Genomic DNA, 18,048 nt, shown 5'->3' on the forward strand with positions numbered 1-18,048 from the left:
CGAATTTCGGAATGTTCATTTCATTTTTAATAGATTTATCATAAATACATATAGCTTAAAAATCAACAGTGGATTTACAAGGTTCTGAAAAAATAATCATTTTTCGCTACCCTTGCTTTCAGAGCATTGCATCTGCAGCAAGGGGAATGCCCGTTCCATGCACTTAATGAATGTTTTTCTTCTTAAATCTTCCACCCGACACATCGTGAATATGACCAATAGCCAAAAAGGCGGTCGGGTCGATTTCCTCCACAATCGATTTTAATTTAGCTTCCTCCAATCGGGTAATCACACAAAAGATGACTTTTTTATCCTCGCCGGAATACCCGCCTTCTCCGCTCAAGTAGGTAATCCCCCGCCCTAACCGCGCACCAAGAGCGTCGCCTATCTCGTCGGGGCTGTCACTGATGATATAGACCGATCGGGACTGCTCAAGACCGACCATCGTCAGATCAATCATTTTGTAGGCAATATAATAGGCAATCAGGGAGTACATCGCCCGATCCCATCCGAAAATAAAGCCAGCACTGCCCAGTATGAAAATGTTAAAAAACATGACGACTTCGCCCACGGAAAACGGGCTTTTCTTGGTTAAAAGAATCGCGACGATCTCGGTGCCATCTAGTGAGCCTCCTGCCCGAATCACCAACCCTACCCCAACCCCCACGATAATGCCGCCAAAAACGGCCGAAAGAAGCAGGTCATGTGTCAAGCTCGGTACCGGCAGCAAAAGAAAGGTACCCACAGACATCACCGCGACCCCGAATAAGGTCGAGATGGCAAACGTTTTTCCGATTTGCTTATAGCCGATAATTAAAAATGGGAGATTTAAGAGAAATAAAAAGAGCCCCAGCTTCAGGCCTGTCAAATGAGACAGCATAATGGAGAGACCGGTCACCCCGCCATCGATAATGTTGTTGGGGACAAGGAAAATTTCCAGCCCGACTGATACGAGCAAAGCACCTACGAATATAATGAACGCTCTGGTGAGGATTCTTCTCTTTTTCGTTTTTTTATGCGTCGTACCGATTACAGTCCCTACCATTTGCACCATCCTTCCCCTTTCTCTATAACTTCATCATTCCCACCACGAGCAAAAAAAATAGCCAGCCCCTGCCAAGGGAGGCTGACTTCGAAAAATGACTTTACCTAGAAGATAGCTTTATGTGGCCTTCCTTCTACTCGCTTAACGCTCTATGAGAGTAATTTGAGGTAGAAAGGCATCGATATTCTCACGTGTGCAAAATCCTTCTGAAATCGCAGTCGAACAGCCTGCCGCAACAGCATAACGAAAGGCGTCCCTGATTTCCCACTGGTGTGAAACTCCATACAGGAACCCTGCAACTACCGAGTCCCCAGCACCTATGGAATTGACAGCCTGTTGTTTCGGGAACTGTGCGACCAGCTCCGTCTCCGGACTCACCAACACCGCTCCGTTCCCTCCCAGAGTCACAATCACATTGCTTGCCCCTATTTCCATCGCCTTTTTTGCATAATACACGGCTTCCTCGAAAGTCGTTACCTGCACTCCAAAAAGTTCTCCAAGCTCGTGCTGGTTGGGCTTGATTAAAAAAGGTCCCTCTGGCAGAGCCTGGGCAAGCGCCTTTCCTTTCGCATCGAGAATCACGTTTACACCTCGCGGACGCAGGCGTTGCATGATCGAGCCGTAGAAATCTGCGGGCATGCTTGCAGGGACACTCCCTGCGAGCACAAGCACATCATTACCCGTCAAAAGATCGAGCTGGCCTAGGAGCTGGCCTTGGGCTTCGCTTGGGATCGAGGGCGACACGCCACTTATGTCTGTTTCTGTCCCCGCCTTGATTTTGATATTGATTCGCGAATCTTCTGCAATAGAAATGAGCTGGTGAACAATGCCTTCCCGCTCTAGCTCCTGTCGAATAAATGCCCCCGAAAAGCCGCCTGCAAAACCAAGAGCTACGCTCGGCAGCCCAAGATTTCGCAGCACTTTCGAGACGTTGATCCCTTTTCCACCTGCTGATTTCCACTCTTTTTGCGCTTCGTGAATGCTGCTTTGAGTCAATGTTTGAAGCCATACATGGTAGTCGATGGAAGCATTCAAGGTAACGGTATAAATCATGCGCTCACCACTTTTACGATTATCTTTTCTTTCTATTTCTACATAGCGCAGCGGATCTCTTTCTTTTTGGGGGCAGCTGCACGATTCCCACAAAACCATGCATAGGACACCCTACCAGTTGGGATAGCTCCACCCGCTTCTTCATATACATAAACCGTGATTTCTAGAACCGATCCTTTTTGGAAAGCGGTGGTGACTCTTGTCTCCCTATCCCTCTCTGGAAGAAGGGCTCATCGATCAGTTGTTCCTCACCTATGCGGGCTACAGTATTGGTACAGATGGAACGCCCCATTACCAATTTTGGGAGACGACTGATTTTCTCCCGCTCTTAACCTACGTGGATGCGCATACGGGCTGTGTGGACGGTACGATGTTTACCGACTTCCTGTTCCTTGCCCTTGGAATACTCAATGAGTCAGGCGAAGGGCGCTTTTTGACCCGGAATGAAAAGTCTCCTGCCAATTGGACGGAGTGGGTCCGTTACCTAGATGAGCTGTTCTTGTGCGATCGGAATCTGGACGCACTTTGCCAGGCTGTCCATCGATCCGCCCTCTCTAAGACAAATGTCTGGATTGCGCTCCCCTACCCGAATCCACAGGTTTTTACCAATGACCTTTTGCGCGTACAAGCCGTCGTCGAATGGATCTGCCTGTTTCTCTCGAAGTGGGAGAGCAGCCTCCTGAAATGCTGCTTGCACCTGAAAGGTTTCTATTGGCTGCAGGAGAGCCTGTATGAACACGGAGGAGCTTTCGACGATCGCTTCGTCATTAAAGAGGTAAACCAACAGATTCACTCCCTCCAGGTGGACGGTTGTCAACTGAAGTCGATTTGGATTCCTTACCAGCTGGCACACGGTTGGAACGAATGGAGCTCTTTAGGTTTTGACCTCGCTTTTCTCCAGCCCAATGCTTATTTCAATCCACAACGGAGTATTTCAAAGGCTGCTGCCTCTGCTTACGAAAATGGCATGGGCTTCGAGATCGAGTTTGATCTGGCCGTCACGTACGATCAGGCGAAAAGAGAAAAGCTGCAGGAGTACTTACGGCTTGGAGCTACAGGTGGCACGGATGAGAATGGGAGATACTTCGGCCCCTATCAGTTTGAATCTCCACTTGCCTGGTATACGGGTGGCTGGTTTTTTGGAAAAAATGGAAGAAAGCAAGCCATGGTCAGCCTCTATCATTCGAACGATCCTCTTTATAACCAGATTTTTGCCTTTTTGAACGGATTTACGGATTGCTAGAGGTTCTTCCTTTTTCCATTCCCCGCTGTTTGGGTTATAATGGAGGGATGACACTTCGTGCGGAGGATCAAACCAGATGTTGCAAAGAGAACTGACACGGGAACAAGCAGTGCGGGCAGGTGAGCAGCTCCTCGTTTTTGCGGAAGGGCCGATCATGGAGCGTGGATACTCCTACTTTTCGGATGGCGTGGTATTCAACACCCGCGTCGAAAAGGAAACGCTATTGACCAGCGATGTACAAGGCACGCAGGTATACCATGTCGTACTGGATCTCGAGGATGTCCAGAACAGTACCTGTACCTGCCCGTACAGTCGGCTGTGCAAGCATATTGCAGCGACGTTCTTTCAGATGTATAGCGTTTTCGAAAATCCACGCCAATACCTGTCCCGTGCCCAACAGCCGCGACGAGCGAGATTTTCCCCTGCTATGCTCGTTCCTACCTTTCGAAATAGTAACCAGGTGACCGCTCAGGAAGGTACAGCAGCTGTGCAGTCCCCGCTAACGCCTGGCAGTCCTGTACGTGATTGGTGGACGTTTTTGGAAAGCTGGACACGCAACCTCCCCTCTGCGATGGAAACGTATCGGGCTTCCTCGGAGCTTATGTCCAGCTATCAAAATGTCCTGAGTGTCGCTGCTGGCTGGTCAACTGCTCGTGCGCAGCTATTTACGGTGCACGCCATCGTCTTTCACCTCCTGAAGCTGCAGGAGTTCGTCAAAACGAATCGGCAGTCGTACTGGTTCCAAGACTTATCCCAGACCGCTGAACGCTTGGTTGAGCAGCTGGAAGGCACTTTGTTTTACCTGGATGTGGAGGAGCTTCACGCAAAGCATCGGGATTTACTGGAAGAGACCATGCAGATCGTCAAAAAAATGAAGGAAACGGAATCGACGGCTCTTTACTGGACCTTTGCCTACCAGCTTCTTTGGTGGCATCTGCTGCAGGTACCGGAATGGATTCAAACGGAGGTCGAGGATCTAGAACGGCTGCTTCACCATTCTTCGGCCACCCCGTCCGAGCAGGAAATTTACAAGCTGCTGCGTGCTCATTTTTATGTCATGGCAGGCAAGGATGAAGCTGCCAAAGAGACATGGATTGCCAACAGTAGACTCACGCTTTCCTTTTATCTGCCCTATTTGAAAATGTTCGCTCGAAATGAGGAATGGCAGCGCTTTTTGACGTGGACGGATTGGTTGCAGTCCCTCATCGGCCAAGCGGATCCCCAGAACTACCAGCTCGTGATGGCCATCTGGCAGGAAGCGATGGAGCGCGTCTGCAGGGCGAGTGAGTGTGGAGAGAGTCTGAAGCTCTTTTTGCCAAGCAGCTTCCACGAGTATTCGTCCTATCTATTTGATCAACAGCAGTTTCGGCAGTGGATCGATTTGCAGATGTCCTATCACGTGCCATTGACAGAGGTTTTGGCAACTCCATTTAAAGAAGTGGAAGACAGGCAGCCTTCTCTGCTCTTCCCTCTGTATGTACGAGAAATCAATCGGCTGATCGGCGAACGAAACCGACCAGCCTATAAAGAGGCTATCAAGCTGTTAAAGAAGGCCAGAGCTGCCTTTAGCAAAGCGGATCAGGAAGCACGCTGGGTGCAATTTGTCGAGCAACTGTCTACGAAGCACAATCGTTTGCGCGCCTTCCAGGAGGAGCTAAGGAGAGGAAATCTGAACTTATGACCACCGTCACTACGCTGGTGCTCGCCGCAGAGATTATGGCAGACGGGCGTTTTTTGATCACTGGATCTGGACCACACGGAGAACGAATCGACCCAGAAGCACTCGGCAGTACCTTGTTTGCATGGGATGAGAAATCGTTCTACGGAACCTTTCTGGAAAAGACCGAGTACGGCTTGCTCCTGAGTCCGTCCGAAGCCCTGTCCTTTTTTGCCTCTCCTGCCTGGCTGCAGCACATGACTTATGAACTCAATCATGCGTTTACGTCTTATCAGGAAATGGCGCGTGTCATTCAGCAAGCACTTGCTGCCGGTACCATCTCTCCTGACTTTGAGCAATGGAAGATGGGCCGCTACGGGTGGAAAATGACCGATGCTCCAGAAGACGTTTCGGGACTCTGCCGGAATTGGCTAACACTTGCCCTGGAAGAAGCACTTCTATCACGCGGTGAGGTCGGACTCGCCTGGGATCAATTATTGACCCAATTTCCGGCGCTTATGGTCATGGGCAGTGATCTTTCGCCACATTTGGAAGAGAAGGAATGGCTGCAATCCATCGGCTGGCTCCCGGATCTGACTCCTTTTCGTACATGTCTGCGCTTGGTGGAGGCCGAGGACAGCTTTTCGGATTGGCAGCTCTCCGTCTATCTGCAGGACCGCGAAGAACCGGATCGCCTCTTCTTGATCGAACGGGATCTTGATTCTCCACATGGCTATTCTCGCGCTGATATCCCTGAGGAATGGGTTGAGCACTGGGAGCGGTTCCTGCACGATCTTCACAAATGCCAGGAGATATTGCCTTGGGAGACTCCCTCCAGTGCGGAGCCCCTCTTGCTTTCTCGACTTTCCAATGAGCAAGCATGGACTTTTTTGACGGCCAGCAGCTTGCTGCTTGTGCAAGCAGGCATTCATGTCTTCTTGCCTGCATGGTGGGAACAGGCGCGCAGAGTTAGACCGAAGCTGAAAGCCAAGGTCACCTCCTCAGTCGGGGCGAGCAGACAATCGTTTTTAGGAATTTCGCAAGTGATGGAATTCGAGTGGAAGCTCGCCTTAGGTCCAATCGAGCTGAGTGAAGAAGAGTTTGAGCAGCTGATCAAGCAGAAGCAGCGGCTGCTAAAAATACGCGGACATTGGGTGCAGCTCACCCCTGATCTCTTTTTGCAGCTACAAGAGACCTTAAAGAAATCAAAAGGCAAGAATGCCCTGACGTTTCGCGATGTCATGAAGATGCATCTGACTACCCCCGAAGAGCAGGAAGACGATTTGCTCGATGACGACGAGCTAGACGCCTATTCTCTAACGATGGAAGTCGAGTTGAATCAGCACTTGCTGCAGCTCATGCACCAGCTGCAAGAGACGAAGCAAATTCCGATCCTCGACCAACCGTCCACCTTCCGCGGCACACTGCGAAAATACCAGCTGGAAGGCAGCTCCTGGCTGCTTTTCCTGCGCCGCTTCGGACTAGGCGCTTGTCTGGCGGACGACATGGGGTTGGGGAAAACCGTGCAGTTTATTACCTATTTGCTGCATCTAAAGCAAAATGGCGTATCGGACACCCCTTCCCTCTTGATCTGTCCGACTTCGGTCATCGGCAACTGGCAAAAAGAGCTGGAGCGTTTTGCCCCTTCCCTGAAGGTCTTTGTCCATTACGGCAACAACCGTCTGAAAAAGGAAGACTTCTTGCCTGCTATTGAGGGGGCAGATCTGGTCATCACCTCCTATGCCTTGTCCCATCTGGATGAAAAAGAGCTCTCCTCCATCACCTGGAATGCCATTTGTCTGGATGAGGCCCAAAACATCAAAAATGCATATACCAAGCAAGCATCGGCTGTACGTGATTTACAGGCTTGGCATCGGATTGCTTTGACAGGCACCCCTATCGAAAATCGTTTGAGCGAGCTGTGGTCTATCTTTGACTTCCTAAACCCCGGGTATTTGGGGAGCTTGGGTGACTTCGCACGGCGATATGTACACCCAATCGAGAGGGACCAGGATCAGAGCCTGATACAGCAAGTTCAACGACTGATTCAGCCCTTTTTGCTCCGCCGGGTGAAAACCGACCCTAGCATTCAGCTGGATCTGCCAGAAAAGAACGAGGGGAAAGAGTACGTCCCCCTCACTGCAGAACAAGGGGCGCTTTATGAAACAGCCATCCAGGAGATGTTTGCCCGGATGGAAAATACGAGTCCGATGGAGCGGCGCGGGCTCATCCTCACGACCCTCTCCCGGCTGAAGCAGCTTTGTGATCACCCTGCTCTCATCCTCAATGAAATCGCGACGAGTGAGGAAGCGAGCCGGTCCCATAAGCTAGAGCGGCTCCTGGAGCTAGTCGGGGATATCCGGCAAAAGGGCGAGCGCTGCCTGATCTTTACGCAATATATCGAGATGGGCAACATGCTGCAGCGTGTACTGACTCGAGAGGGCTATGGTCCTGTCTTCTTTTTGAATGGATCAACCAAAAAGGAAATGCGGGACGACATGATCGCCCGCTTCCAAAATGAAGCGTTGCCTGATCAAGAGCGCGGCGCCATCTTTATCCTCTCTTTGCGTGCAGGAGGAACCGGTCTGAACTTGACCGAAGCCAACCACGTCATTCACTACGACCGGTGGTGGAATCCTGCCGTCGAGAACCAGGCAACCGACCGTGCCCATCGAATCGGCCAACGACGAAATGTGCAAGTGTATAAATTCATTTCGCTCGGAACCATCGAGGAGCGCATCGATGAGATGATGGAAAGAAAGCTCTCCCTTAGTCAACAAATCGTCGGTACAGGTGAATCCTGGATCACGGAGCTGTCGACCTCAGAGCTTCGCGAGCTGTTTGCACTGCGCCATGAATGGCTCGATATGAAAGGATAGAGACGCGTATGGAAGACCAAAAAGACAAAAAAGGGGTGCCTCCTTCCAAAGTGGACTCCCCCAAGCAGCCACCCAAACTACCGGACGCTTGGCAACGTCTGCTCGATGCCATCCGAAAGCACTACGAATCTCCCCCTCATTCATAAGTTAGAAAACGGGCTCCGCCAAGCTTTATGGCGGAGCCTTACTGTACAGAAAAGGTCCGATCAAGTGACTGATCGGACCTTCTCTATGGGAAAAACGACCTCTACTGTCGTTCCTTTTTGCGGATCGCTGGAAAAATGGACATAGCCTTGGTGATACTCAATAATTTTATAACTCACCATAAGTCCGAGGCCAATGCCCTTTTCCTTTGTGCTGTAGAATGGCTCCCCTAACCTGTTCAGACGATCTTGACTCATCCCGCAGCCTTCATCGACAATACGGATTTTCACTTTGTCACTGCCCTCGTTGAACATGCCGACCTGAATGGTTCCTCCACCCGGCATCGCATCCATGGCATTGGTCAGCAGATTGAGAAAGAGCTGCCGAATTTGACCGGGATTACAGCGTATTTTTGACGACTCCCCATCCAAGTCGAGTTTCAAATCATAAAGAATTGTTGCCTCCTGAAGCTGCCCTACGACACTCACGAGTATCGTGCTGAGTTCCACTTGCTCCTCTAACAGGCAACGCTGCCCCGATAAAAACACAAATTCACGCAAAGTGTTTTCCAGCTGTTGAAACTCCGCAAGAATAATATCAAAATACTCCTTTTTTCCGCGATCTTGCTTGAGAAGCTGGACAAACCCCTTGATGGAAGTAACAGGATTCCAAATCTCATGGGCGACCCCAGCTGCCAGCTGGCCTACTGCAGCGAGCTTGTCAATCTTGCGCAAAAACTCCTCTGCATGTACTTGAGCGGTAATATTGCGAATCAGAAAGATCATTTGCTGAACCTCCCCCTGACAATCGAAAACAGGAGAACCTTTGGCTTCGAGAATCAGCTTACTGCCATTTCGATGCTTGCCTGAGAAAACAAGCTGCTGCGGCAATTTCCATTTAATCATTTCCTCTACATGCTTCAGGACCCGCTCTTTTTCGTCCGGTAAAATAAAGGTGAGCATGTGCTTGTCATGCACTTCCTCCGGGGATATACCCAATATCGAGGAAACGGAAGGAGAGGTATAGGTAACCATGCCTCTTTGATCGAGTACCACGATTATATCCGAAACGTTTTCCGCGATCACACGATATTTGGCTTCACTCTCTCGCATTTTTGCTTCCGCTCTTTTTAAATTCGTAATATCGACACAGGAGGCAATGACTTCTTTGACTGCACCATTTTGAAAGGTGGGACGCAGCGCCGCCAAATAATAAACTCCATTCGTCAGACCCTCGTAGTTGATATTCTCTTCGCCACTCCATGCTCGCTCATAGTAACGCGTTTTTCTCTCGGCCTCGAGAGCCGGCAAAAACTCCTTCAACTCTTTGCCCACGACTTGTTCGGACATAAGTCCAGCACGATGCATCAGCTCGCCTTCACAGAGCGTGTGGATGAACTTATCGCCTATTTTCCGAAATGTAAAAATCATGCCCTGCTGATTTTTCAAAAGATTGCCTAGTTCGCAGCGCGTGTGGATGGCTCTCCATGGCTCATGCGCGGCTTCATTTGACCGTAAGCCGTTTCCATGCTTATCCACAATCTCTTGAGCAAGCGCCATATTCATTAAGAGCTCTTGGGCAGCGACTGGCCTCGCGATGAAAAACCCTTGTGCTGCGTCACACATGTGCTTTTGCAAAAAATGCAGCTGCTCTTTTGACTCTACACCCTCTGCGACAACTTGAAGGCGTAAACTTTTCGCCATGCCAATAATGGCTGTGACCACCATTTCTTCTGCCTGATCCTGCACAAAGGATTGATCGATTTTGAGCTTGTCGACCGGAAACCGTTTGAGCTGGGAGAGCGAACTATAGCCACGTCCAAAGTCATCGATGCTGATCGTCACACCTATACGCTTCAGCTGAAGCAGTATTTCCAGAGCTTGCTCGGCATCGAACGCCATATCCTCTGTCAGTTCCAGCTCCAGCCATCTCGGTTCTAGTCCGCTAGCTTCTAGCACACGCTCTACGACCGTTACCAGATCATCGTGAACGAGGGAGAGCAGTGACAGATTGACAGAAACAGGGAACGGGGAAAACCCGGACTCCTGCCATTTCTTATTTTGCATACAAACTCGCTGTATGACCCACTCTTGAATAGAGAAAAGAGTACTTGCCTGTTGGACACCTGAAAGAAACTCTCTCGCTACCAGTAAACCCCTTCTGGGATGATTCCAGCGCAGAAAAGCCTCTGCCCCGACGATTTTTCCTGTTCTCAAGTCGATGACAGGCTGATAATGAAGCAGGAATTCCTGCCTTTCCAGAGCAAGGATGAGTTCGCTATCGTAGTCATCTGCGATACACCTTTCGTCCCTTTGCTGCCAAATCTGCAAATTGGAACACTCCCTTCCTCTGATACATGCCCTACAGCACGTATGCTCCCGGAATTTTGTTTGCTGGTATTCATTTTTTAGAATTTTTATAATCTTCCCTTACTTTACTGGAAGAATATATCTTCTGTCTAGTTCCATGGTCGCAGTGGTGAGAAATCTTGTGTGGGGCAAGCCTCTCCCCAAGGGGGACATGTCTCGCATTCGCTGTCTTTATGCGAATAGGATCATTTCTGCATAAAAAAACGGCTCGATTCGACGTCGAGCCTTTGCTTTGATCCTTCTATCCTGTTTAGCTGGTGAATGCGGTGCGAGATTGTTCGAGATAGGTTCCAAACTGGGCTTGATACAGCCTGCTGTATACCCCTTCCTGATCTAGCAGCTGTTCGTGGCTGCCCTGCTCCGTAATCCCTTCTTCTGTCACAACCATGATGCGATCCGCGGTTTTGATAGTGGCCAAACGGTGCGCGATCACCAATGTCGTTCTTCCTTTTGACAATTCCGCCAGCGATTGCTGGATTGCCGCTTCCGTCTCGGTATCCAGAGCAGATGTCGCTTCATCCAGAATTAAGATCGTCGGGTTTTTCAAAAACATGCGTGCAATCGCCAGCCTTTGTTTTTGACCGCCAGACAGCTTGACTCCGCGCTCTCCGATAATCGTCTCCATCCCATCCTGCTGCGCGCGGATAAACTCATCGAGCTTGGCACGTCTGGCTGCTTCCCAAATTTCTTCCTCTGTTGCCGTTTGGTTCCCATAGATGATATTTTCCCGAATCGATCCAGAGAACAGGAATACATCCTGTTGAACGATCCCGATCTGACTGCGCAGCGACGACAGTTTGATCTTGCGAATATCAATACCATCGATGGTGATGCTACCGCCGTCAATTTCATAGAAACGCGGGAGCAAGCTGCACAATGTGGTTTTCCCCGCTCCAGAAGGTCCTACAAAAGCAATCGTTTCCCCTGCCCGAATGTTCAAGTCGATGTTACGTAAGATACTTGACTCCTGATCATAGCTGAAGGATACGCCTTTGTATTGGATGTCCCCTCTTAGCTTCTCGACCGCAATTGCATCCGGTGCATCTGTAATATCCGGCTCCGTTTCCATAATCTCGATGTACCGTCGAAACCCTGCAATTCCTTTTGGATAGCTTTCAATGATAGCATTAATTTTTTCCATCGGACGGAAAAACACGTTGGTCAGCAGCAGGAAAGCGACGAATTCCCCGTAGGTCAGCTGATTTTGCAGGACAAACCAGCTTCCGCAGATTAAGACGAATAGGGTGACCAGCCTCATCATCATATAGCTGACGGAGGAATTTTGCGCCATAATTTTGTAAGAGAGCAGCTTCGTCAAACGGAAGCGAAGATTGTTCTCGGCAAAGCGCCCATTTTCAAAAGCCTCGTTGGCAAATGCTTGGACAACGCGCATACCGCCTACGTTGTCTTCTACGCGTGCATTAAAGTCTGCCATGTCTCCATACATGCGGTGAAAAGCAGTCGTCATTTTCCGGTTAAAGTGGATAACGAGCCAAATCATGATCGGAATCACCAAGAACGTCATGATCGCCATTTCTTCGTTGATGCTAAACATCAGGAAGAATGCCCCCACCAACGTCATGATGGCAATAAACAAGTCTTCCGGCCCATGGTGCGCCACTTCTCCGATCTCCATTAAGTCGTTGGTCAATCGGGAAAGCAGATGCCCTGTTTTGGTATTATCAAAGAAACGGAACGAGAGCTTTTGAATATGATCGTACAATTTTTTTCGCATGTCCGTTTCGATGTTGATCCCCAGCATGTGTCCCCAATAGGTAACTACATAGTTCATGGCTGCATTGAGTATGTACATGATCAGCAGTCCGAAGCAAGCCCACAGGATCAGCGGCCAGTCTTTGCTGGGCAGCAGCTTGTCAACGACCATATTTACCGCAACGGGAAAGCCCAATTCGAGCATCGCAGCTAAGATGGCGCATGAAAAATCGAGTAGGAACAATCCCTTATAGGGTTGATAATAAGAAAAAAAACGGCGAAGCATGCACGCAACTCCTCTCTCTTTCAGGCATTTCTCCAATCGAAACACATTTGATAATCATTTTCATTATATAGGCAAGCTCGCGCCAAATCGACCCTTTTCTTGGAATTCCTTTCCTAATTCTCCCTTCAGAGACACTCGTCGGAAGAAGACGGGAGTGCGCACAAAAAAGGCAAAGACCACAAGGAAGTTTTTGCCCCCAAATTTATCTACCTTTTTTACGTTTTTATAAGCTCTCGCTAGTCTTCGGATATTGTGGAAATGCGATTTGTCCTTTAATTTCAAGAACAGGACATGGGATGGCACCTCGTGATTGACCTCAATCAAATAGATCCGACCAGTTTTGTCTACCGCAAAATCAATTCCCAGCTCGGAGCGCCTTTTGAAGCGATCGAAATATCGGCTGATTTGATAGCCTAGCTGCACGAGCCTTCGTTTGACCTCTGCTGTCTTCGCTTCGGATAGTACAGCCCCTCCACGGAACTGCTCTCCCTTTTCTTGCCTTTCACTTTTACGAAAGAGTACCTGCCATTCTTTTTCCAGGCACGGATGTTTCCCGTCCCCGTATGTTCTGCGTCCGGTTTGATGTATACCGAGGAATAGCGCCGTAAAAATGCGGACAACGTCTTTCGTGACAGGACTGCCGTGGGTGGAAGGTACCTGCTTAAACCGGAAGAACGAGAATAAAACTTGTGAAGCGCCCACCACCCTCAACCCGATGCCAGGGCACATGCCTGCGCCGTATTTTGCATTGCGATTATTACGAAAAGAAAAGACCCCTAGGCACAGGCAGAAGTCAATCCCGACGGCCGTAAGGGTCCTTTTTCTTTCTGCTAGTCTTATTTCTTCCCGTGCAAATCCTGATAGGCTGGAACGCCGCCTGCTCCTTTAGCGGACAAGATTGCATTCACGACTGCTTCTGCCAGCACTTCCACGCTGAGTGCTCCGACCAGACTGACCGAGGCATCCACACCGCCTGTAGCGACAGCAAACACCGTATCCCCATCACTCATCGTATGTACCGGATTGATAGTTTTCGCCAGTCCATTATGTGCCATTTGCGCGATTTTGTTCGCTTGGACTTTATTTAAATTCGCGTCGTTGACCTCCTGCACCGAATTGATCGGATTGAGCAGATCTGTCTCTCGGGTTCCCGGCGCTGAACCACGTACATCGACTCCACACGCGGACCCTTTTTCCAGGACGACGACTGTACAACCTGTCAATGCCTGCTCGTCCGATACTTGGCCGACCCTCACGCCTGGTACATCGACAATGCTGCCCTCAGACGCCTTTACTCCCTCTGCAGGCTTTTTTTCCTCAGCCATCGCGGACATCGTCAGTAAAGATCCGGGAACAGCCGCTGCCAAACCTAGCATCGCCGTCCTTTGCAAAAACTTGCGTCGTGAAACACTTTCCTTGATCTGCTCCTTTTGTCTCTCTTCCCTTTTTGAAACCGAATCATCCCAATCATTCGCCATGTCGTACCCACCTTTTCCTAGATTTGGAGGACCGCCCATAGTTGTTTGAAAATTCTGTCTGTTTCTTTATCGTAGCGCGCATTAAGCACGGTCACAATCACCATGGAGCTTTTGAGCGGAAAGATGCAGTGCTTTTTGCCTGTTATGCTTGTTCTCCTACGCGAAAGATGATCTTGCCGATGTTCTCATTTGCCTCCATACGTCGATGCGCCAGCTGAATCTCCTCCAGCGGGAATACCGTATCGATGATCGGCTTGATCACACCGCTCTCGAACAGTGGAAGTATCTTTTGTGCGAGCTCCTGGCTTAGCTCAGCTTTGTACGCATCACTGCGCGGCGTGAGCAAAGTTCCCGTAACCTGCAATCTTTTCCCCATCAATTCAGACAGGTCGACGTCTGTCTCTTTTCCCCCTAGCGTGCCGATCAAGACCAGCCTTCCGTCCATGCTCGCGCTCTGGATGTTCTTTTTCCAGTAGGCGGCTCCGATGAAATCGAGAATCAGATTGGCCCCTTTACCGTCGGTGATTCTCTCGACTTCCTGCTCAAAGGCTGCCCGTTTGTAATCGATGACATGATCGGCACCCAGCTCTTTGCAATAAGCCAGCTTTTCCGCAGAGCCAGCTGTCACGATCACGTTTGCCTTCGATACCTGCTTGGCCAGTTGAATGGCAGCTGTTCCCACCCCGCTCGCTCCTGCATGGATCAGGACGGTCTCGCCTTCCTGCAGCTTTCCGATCCAATACAGCGTCTGATAGGCTGTCAGGAATACCTCCGGGATCGCTGCAGCTTCGATATAGCTCAGATTATCAGGAATGCGCATCGCTCGATCGGCTGGAATCACGACGTACTCCGCATAGCTTCCGCTGACCAGTCCCATGACCTTGTCGCCTGCTTGCCATGCCCCTGCCTGTTTTCCCACTTCCTCAACCACACCGGCCATTTCCACCCCGAGTCGGTTCGTCGCTTTTTTATAAGCAGACCCTCCTCCTTTTCTCGCCAAAATATCCGTACGGTTGATCGCCCCTGCTTTGACGCGGACTAGCAGTTCTCCCTCCCCTGGCGTAGGAATCGGAACCTCCCTGATTTTCAACTCTTCTGGACCACCTGGTTTTTCAACGACGACTGCCTTCATCTTTTTCCCCTCCCAATCAGGAAACGCTTTCCTTTTTCATGATCTACATTCAGTTTCCGACACGAAATACAGGCCGTCAAGTTTTTCACCCAGTTTTTGCTTATTTCACTTTGGCATAAGAATGATCGCATTTCTTTATTAGTCAGGGGGTATAAGCAGTGCTAGAATAATCAATGCGAGCATCCTGCTTTTTTACTGCAAAGGTTGTGACAGAAAGATGGATTTTTCTTGGAAACGAAACTTAGTTGTACTATGGGTTGGGGTGTTCTTTTGCAGCACAGCCTATTCCATCGCAATACCGTTCTTACCCATCTTCCTTCACAGTTCTCTCGGAGTTAATGAACACTTGGAAGCTTGGTCTGGTATTTCATTCGGCATCACTTTTCTCGCGAGTGCCTTGATCTCTCCCTATTGGGGATCTCTCGCAGACAAGTACGGCCGAAAACCGATGCTGATCCGATCTGGATATAGCCTAGCTGTGCTGTACTTTCTCACCTACTTTATCAACGACCCGTACCTGTTTGTCGTCTTGCGCATTTTCCAGGGGCTTCTGGCCGGATTTGTTCCTGCCTCTATCGCGCTGGTTGCGACAAACACACCTGAAAAACACGTTGGATATGCACTTGGAGTCATGGCGACATCAGGTGCTACTGGAGGCATCATTGGTCCCCTCGTCGGCGGCGTAGTCAGCCACATGTGGGGGAACCGGGAGGCATTTTTATTTTCCGGAGCTGTCGTGCTGATCGCGGCCCTCATCGCCACGTTTTTGGTGAAGGAGACCAATCTGAACCGCTCTGGTACACGATCGAATGTACGTGAGGATTTGCGCTCGGCTATCGCCAACAAATCGCTTATGTCGATCCTGGGCCTTAGCCTGATTGTCACGATGTCCGTCATGCTGCTAGAGCCCCTCCTCACCGTCTATGTTCTGCAGTTGGGTGCTTCCCAGAAGGATGCTTCACTCAGCGCCGGTATCATTTTCGCTGCGGTCGGGATTGCAACCGTGATTGCGGCACCGCAATGGGGCAAGCTCGGAACCAAGGTGGGCTACTCCAAAATCCTGTTTATCGGTCTGATCGGCGGCGCAGTCGGCAATCTGCTGCAGTTCTTCTTCACCAACCTGTATGGGTTTGGGGTGTTGCGCTTCGGTTATGGCTTGTTCTTCGCCGCCGTTTATCCGTCCATCAACGCGATGATCGTCAAAGTGACAGACCCCGAGTTTCGCGGGAGAGCATTCAGCCTCAACCAGTCCTCTACACAGATTGCGACGATGCTGGGTCCCGTGATCGGTGGTTTTCTCGGTGGAGTCATCCCGATTCGTGTCATTTTCATCATCAACGGTATCGCTCTTTTGGCGACCGCGATCATGATTCGATCAAAAAGACCGGATGAAGCCTATCAGAAACAAAAACAGCAAGCTACAGAAGCGAAGCTTGCGACGAAGTAAACAGGCATGAAGAAACGGGGCCCATTTGGAGGGTCCCGTTTTGTCTTTTCATATCGATTGTTCCTTACAACGCCCGAATATCCTCGATCAACGTCTCTACATTTTCCCTTTTCGTAGCCCAGCTGGTGCAGAATCTCACAACACTATGCGTCTCATCTGCTTTTTCCCAATGAGAAAACGAGTATTTTTTGCCCAATTCCTTGCAGATCTCGTCGGGCAAAATCGGGAACTGCTGATTCGTTGTCGAGTCGTAACGGAATGAAAAGCCTTTTTCCGAAAATGCAGCTCGAATCATCATCGCCAATTGGACCGCATGACGGGAAATGTCAAAATACAGGCCATCTTCAAACAAAGTTTCAAACTGGATCCCCAGCAGTCTTCCCTTCGCTAGCATCCCGCCTCTTTGCTTGATCATATACCGAAAATCCTTTTTCAGGGCATCGTTCATAATAACGACTGCTTCCCCAAACAGCGCCCCTACTTTTGTTCCCCCGATATAAAAGACATCGCAGAGTCTTGCCACATCAGCCAGCGTCAAATCACACTCCTCAGAAACGAGACCGTATCCGAGCCTAGCTCCATCCAGAAACAATGGCAACCCGTTTTCCCGGCAAACCTTACTGATCGCTTCCAATTCCGCTTTTGTGTAGGTCGTTCCATTTTCGGTCGGATGGGATATGTACACCATGCCAGGCTGTACCATGTGCTCATGAGTGACGTCGTTCCAGTGGGCATCGTATATTTCTTTGACTTGATGTGCCTGAATTTTTCCATCCTCACTCGGCACGGTGAGAACTTTGTGACCAGTCGCTTCAATGGCCCCTGTCTCGTGCACGGCGATATGGCCCGTGGCGGCACTCACGACACCTTGATGCGGGCGCAGGATGGAGGCGATCACTGTCGTATTGGTCTGCGTTCCTCCCACTAAAAAGTGGACATCAGCATTAGGCGCGTCACATGCTGTTCGAATGTACGCTCTCGCCTTTTCACAATGCTCATCCGTCCCGTACCCGGATGTCTGCTCTTCATTCGTTTCCCATAGCTGCTCCAAAATCCGCTTGTGTGCACCCTCTGTATAATCATTTTCAAATCGAATCATTCTGCGCCCTCTCCAATCGGTTCATTTTACTTTGAATAAACAACATCGAAGAACGTACTTCTGTGATTTCTGTTGGCGATAGCCCATCTAGCAGCCGCTCGATCTGTTCATCCGATCTTTCGTTCAGCTGTTGAAACAACTCCGCCCCTTTTGGAGTCAGTCGAATCAGGCTCGTCCGATTGTCCAACGGTGAGCTTTCCTTCTCGAGAAGCCCATCCTTTTGGAGCTTGGAGATGATTCGGCTCATGTAGCTGCGATCCATGTCCAGTTTTTCGACCAGCTGATTCGCAATACACGGCTCCATGAAGCCAATCTCCAGGACAACCCGCGCCTCTGTCAACGTATATCCGGTATCCAATACATGCTTATTTAACACACCAAGAATATTGGTATAGAAGCGATTGAATTGCCGAATATCTGCGATGATGCCTTCATCCAGGCTCATGGTTGGCCTCCTTTAGTGGACATAGTCAACAATTAATCTAGTTGATTTAGTAGACATT

13 protein-coding genes and 1 pseudogene are annotated in these 18,048 nt (G+C 49.8%); 4 read left to right on the top strand and 10 right to left on the bottom strand.

The annotated features are described in order from the left end of the window. Positions 1-163: 163 nt before the first annotated feature. Positions 164-1,045 carry a YitT family protein gene (locus tag EDM55_RS26850; RefSeq protein WP_122961796.1) on the bottom strand — a complete coding sequence of 294 codons (882 nt, stop codon included), beginning with the start codon at positions 1,043-1,045 and terminating at the stop codon, positions 164-166. Positions 1,046-1,186: 141 nt separating this feature from the next. Continuing rightward, complete coding sequence (gene pfkB / locus EDM55_RS26855) at positions 1,187-2,098, bottom strand: 1-phosphofructokinase (RefSeq protein ID WP_122961829.1); 912 nt, start codon at positions 2,096-2,098, stop codon at positions 1,187-1,189. 199 nt (positions 2,099-2,297) lie between these two features. Between pfkB and EDM55_RS26860 the strand changes: the two genes are divergently transcribed. The 3 genes from EDM55_RS26860 to EDM55_RS26870 all read left to right on the top strand — a co-directional run bounded on the left by EDM55_RS26860 (position 2,298) and on the right by EDM55_RS26870 (position 7,877). Then, a complete protein-coding gene (locus tag EDM55_RS26860) occupies positions 2,298-3,341 on the top strand; it encodes a DUF4855 domain-containing protein (protein ID WP_122961797.1) in 1,044 nt (347 codons plus the stop codon). Positions 3,342-3,417: 76 nt separating this feature from the next. Continuing rightward, entirely contained in the window at positions 3,418-5,022 is a 1,605-nt protein-coding gene (locus tag EDM55_RS26865; protein WP_122961798.1) for an SWIM zinc finger family protein, read from the top strand. Next, complete coding sequence (locus EDM55_RS26870; RefSeq protein ID WP_122961799.1) at positions 5,019-7,877, top strand: DEAD/DEAH box helicase; 2,859 nt, start codon at positions 5,019-5,021, stop codon at positions 7,875-7,877. The genes EDM55_RS26865 and EDM55_RS26870 overlap by 4 nt, the downstream gene beginning before the upstream one ends. A gap of 206 nt (positions 7,878-8,083) precedes the next feature. Here EDM55_RS26870 and EDM55_RS26875 read toward each other — a convergent pair whose 3' ends face one another. From EDM55_RS26875 to EDM55_RS26895, 6 genes and pseudogenes are all read right to left on the bottom strand, one after another. After that, on the bottom strand, positions 8,084-10,351 hold the full coding sequence (locus EDM55_RS26875; protein ID WP_246070902.1) for an EAL domain-containing protein: 2,268 nt from the start codon (positions 10,349-10,351) through the stop codon (positions 8,084-8,086). A gap of 289 nt (positions 10,352-10,640) precedes the next feature. Continuing rightward, positions 10,641-12,389, bottom strand: a complete 1,749-nt coding sequence (locus EDM55_RS26880) for an ABC transporter ATP-binding protein (protein WP_092270297.1) — start codon at positions 12,387-12,389, stop codon at positions 10,641-10,643. 63 nt (positions 12,390-12,452) lie between these two features. Beyond that, a complete protein-coding gene (locus EDM55_RS26885) occupies positions 12,453-12,929 on the bottom strand; it encodes a YheC/YheD family protein (protein WP_326245115.1) in 477 nt (158 codons plus the stop codon). Then, positions 12,926-13,030: pseudogene (locus EDM55_RS31535) on the bottom strand (hypothetical protein); the annotation flags it as partial. The gene EDM55_RS26885 and the pseudogene EDM55_RS31535, both read right to left, overlap by 4 nt. Before the next feature lie 195 nt (positions 13,031-13,225). Further along, positions 13,226-13,867, bottom strand: a complete 642-nt coding sequence (locus tag EDM55_RS26890; RefSeq protein WP_122961800.1) for a P1 family peptidase — start codon at positions 13,865-13,867, stop codon at positions 13,226-13,228. Between the two features lie 142 nt (positions 13,868-14,009). Continuing rightward, positions 14,010-14,999, bottom strand: a complete 990-nt coding sequence (locus EDM55_RS26895; protein WP_122961801.1) for an NAD(P)H-quinone oxidoreductase — start codon at positions 14,997-14,999, stop codon at positions 14,010-14,012. Positions 15,000-15,216: 217 nt separating this feature from the next. Here EDM55_RS26895 and EDM55_RS26900 point away from each other — a divergent pair, with 217 nt between their 5' ends. Further along, positions 15,217-16,446, top strand: coding sequence for an MFS transporter (locus tag EDM55_RS26900; protein WP_122961802.1), 1,230 nt, complete (start codon positions 15,217-15,219; stop codon positions 16,444-16,446). Positions 16,447-16,510: 64 nt separating this feature from the next. On the opposite strand, the gene EDM55_RS26905 is transcribed toward EDM55_RS26900, so the two are convergent. Further along, positions 16,511-17,545 carry a threonine aldolase family protein gene (locus tag EDM55_RS26905; RefSeq protein ID WP_092270309.1) on the bottom strand — a complete coding sequence of 345 codons (1,035 nt, stop codon included), beginning with the start codon at positions 17,543-17,545 and terminating at the stop codon, positions 16,511-16,513. Further along, positions 17,532-17,990 carry a MarR family winged helix-turn-helix transcriptional regulator gene (locus EDM55_RS26910; RefSeq protein WP_092270312.1) on the bottom strand — a complete coding sequence of 153 codons (459 nt, stop codon included), beginning with the start codon at positions 17,988-17,990 and terminating at the stop codon, positions 17,532-17,534. Before EDM55_RS26910 ends, EDM55_RS26905 begins: the two co-directional genes overlap by 14 nt. Between the last annotated feature and the right edge of the window lie 58 nt (positions 17,991-18,048).

The organism is Brevibacillus centrosporus (assembly GCF_003710815.1).
Classification (GTDB): domain Bacteria; phylum Bacillota; class Bacilli; order Brevibacillales; family Brevibacillaceae; genus Brevibacillus; species Brevibacillus centrosporus.

Excerpts from the sequence above, each read along its gene's own strand:
- EDM55_RS26850 (WP_122961796.1), bottom strand. The coding sequence starts at position 1,045 with ATGGTAGGGACTGTAATCGGTACGACGCATAAAAAAACGAAAAAGAGA.
- EDM55_RS26910 (WP_092270312.1), bottom strand. The coding sequence starts at position 17,990 with ATGAGCCTGGATGAAGGCATCATCGCAGATATTCGGCAATTCAATCGC.
- EDM55_RS26905 (WP_092270309.1), bottom strand. The coding sequence starts at position 17,545 with ATGATTCGATTTGAAAATGATTATACAGAGGGTGCACACAAGCGGATT.
- EDM55_RS26895 (WP_122961801.1), bottom strand. The coding sequence starts at position 14,999 with ATGAAGGCAGTCGTCGTTGAAAAACCAGGTGGTCCAGAAGAGTTGAAA.
- EDM55_RS26880 (WP_092270297.1), bottom strand. The coding sequence starts at position 12,389 with ATGCTTCGCCGTTTTTTTTCTTATTATCAACCCTATAAGGGATTGTTC.
- EDM55_RS26865 (WP_122961798.1), top strand. The coding sequence starts at position 3,418 with ATGTTGCAAAGAGAACTGACACGGGAACAAGCAGTGCGGGCAGGTGAG.
- EDM55_RS26870 (WP_122961799.1), top strand. The coding sequence starts at position 5,019 with ATGACCACCGTCACTACGCTGGTGCTCGCCGCAGAGATTATGGCAGAC.
- pfkB (WP_122961829.1), bottom strand. The coding sequence starts at position 2,098 with ATGATTTATACCGTTACCTTGAATGCTTCCATCGACTACCATGTATGG.
- EDM55_RS26900 (WP_122961802.1), top strand. The coding sequence starts at position 15,217 with ATGGATTTTTCTTGGAAACGAAACTTAGTTGTACTATGGGTTGGGGTG.
- EDM55_RS26890 (WP_122961800.1), bottom strand. The coding sequence starts at position 13,867 with ATGGCGAATGATTGGGATGATTCGGTTTCAAAAAGGGAAGAGAGACAA.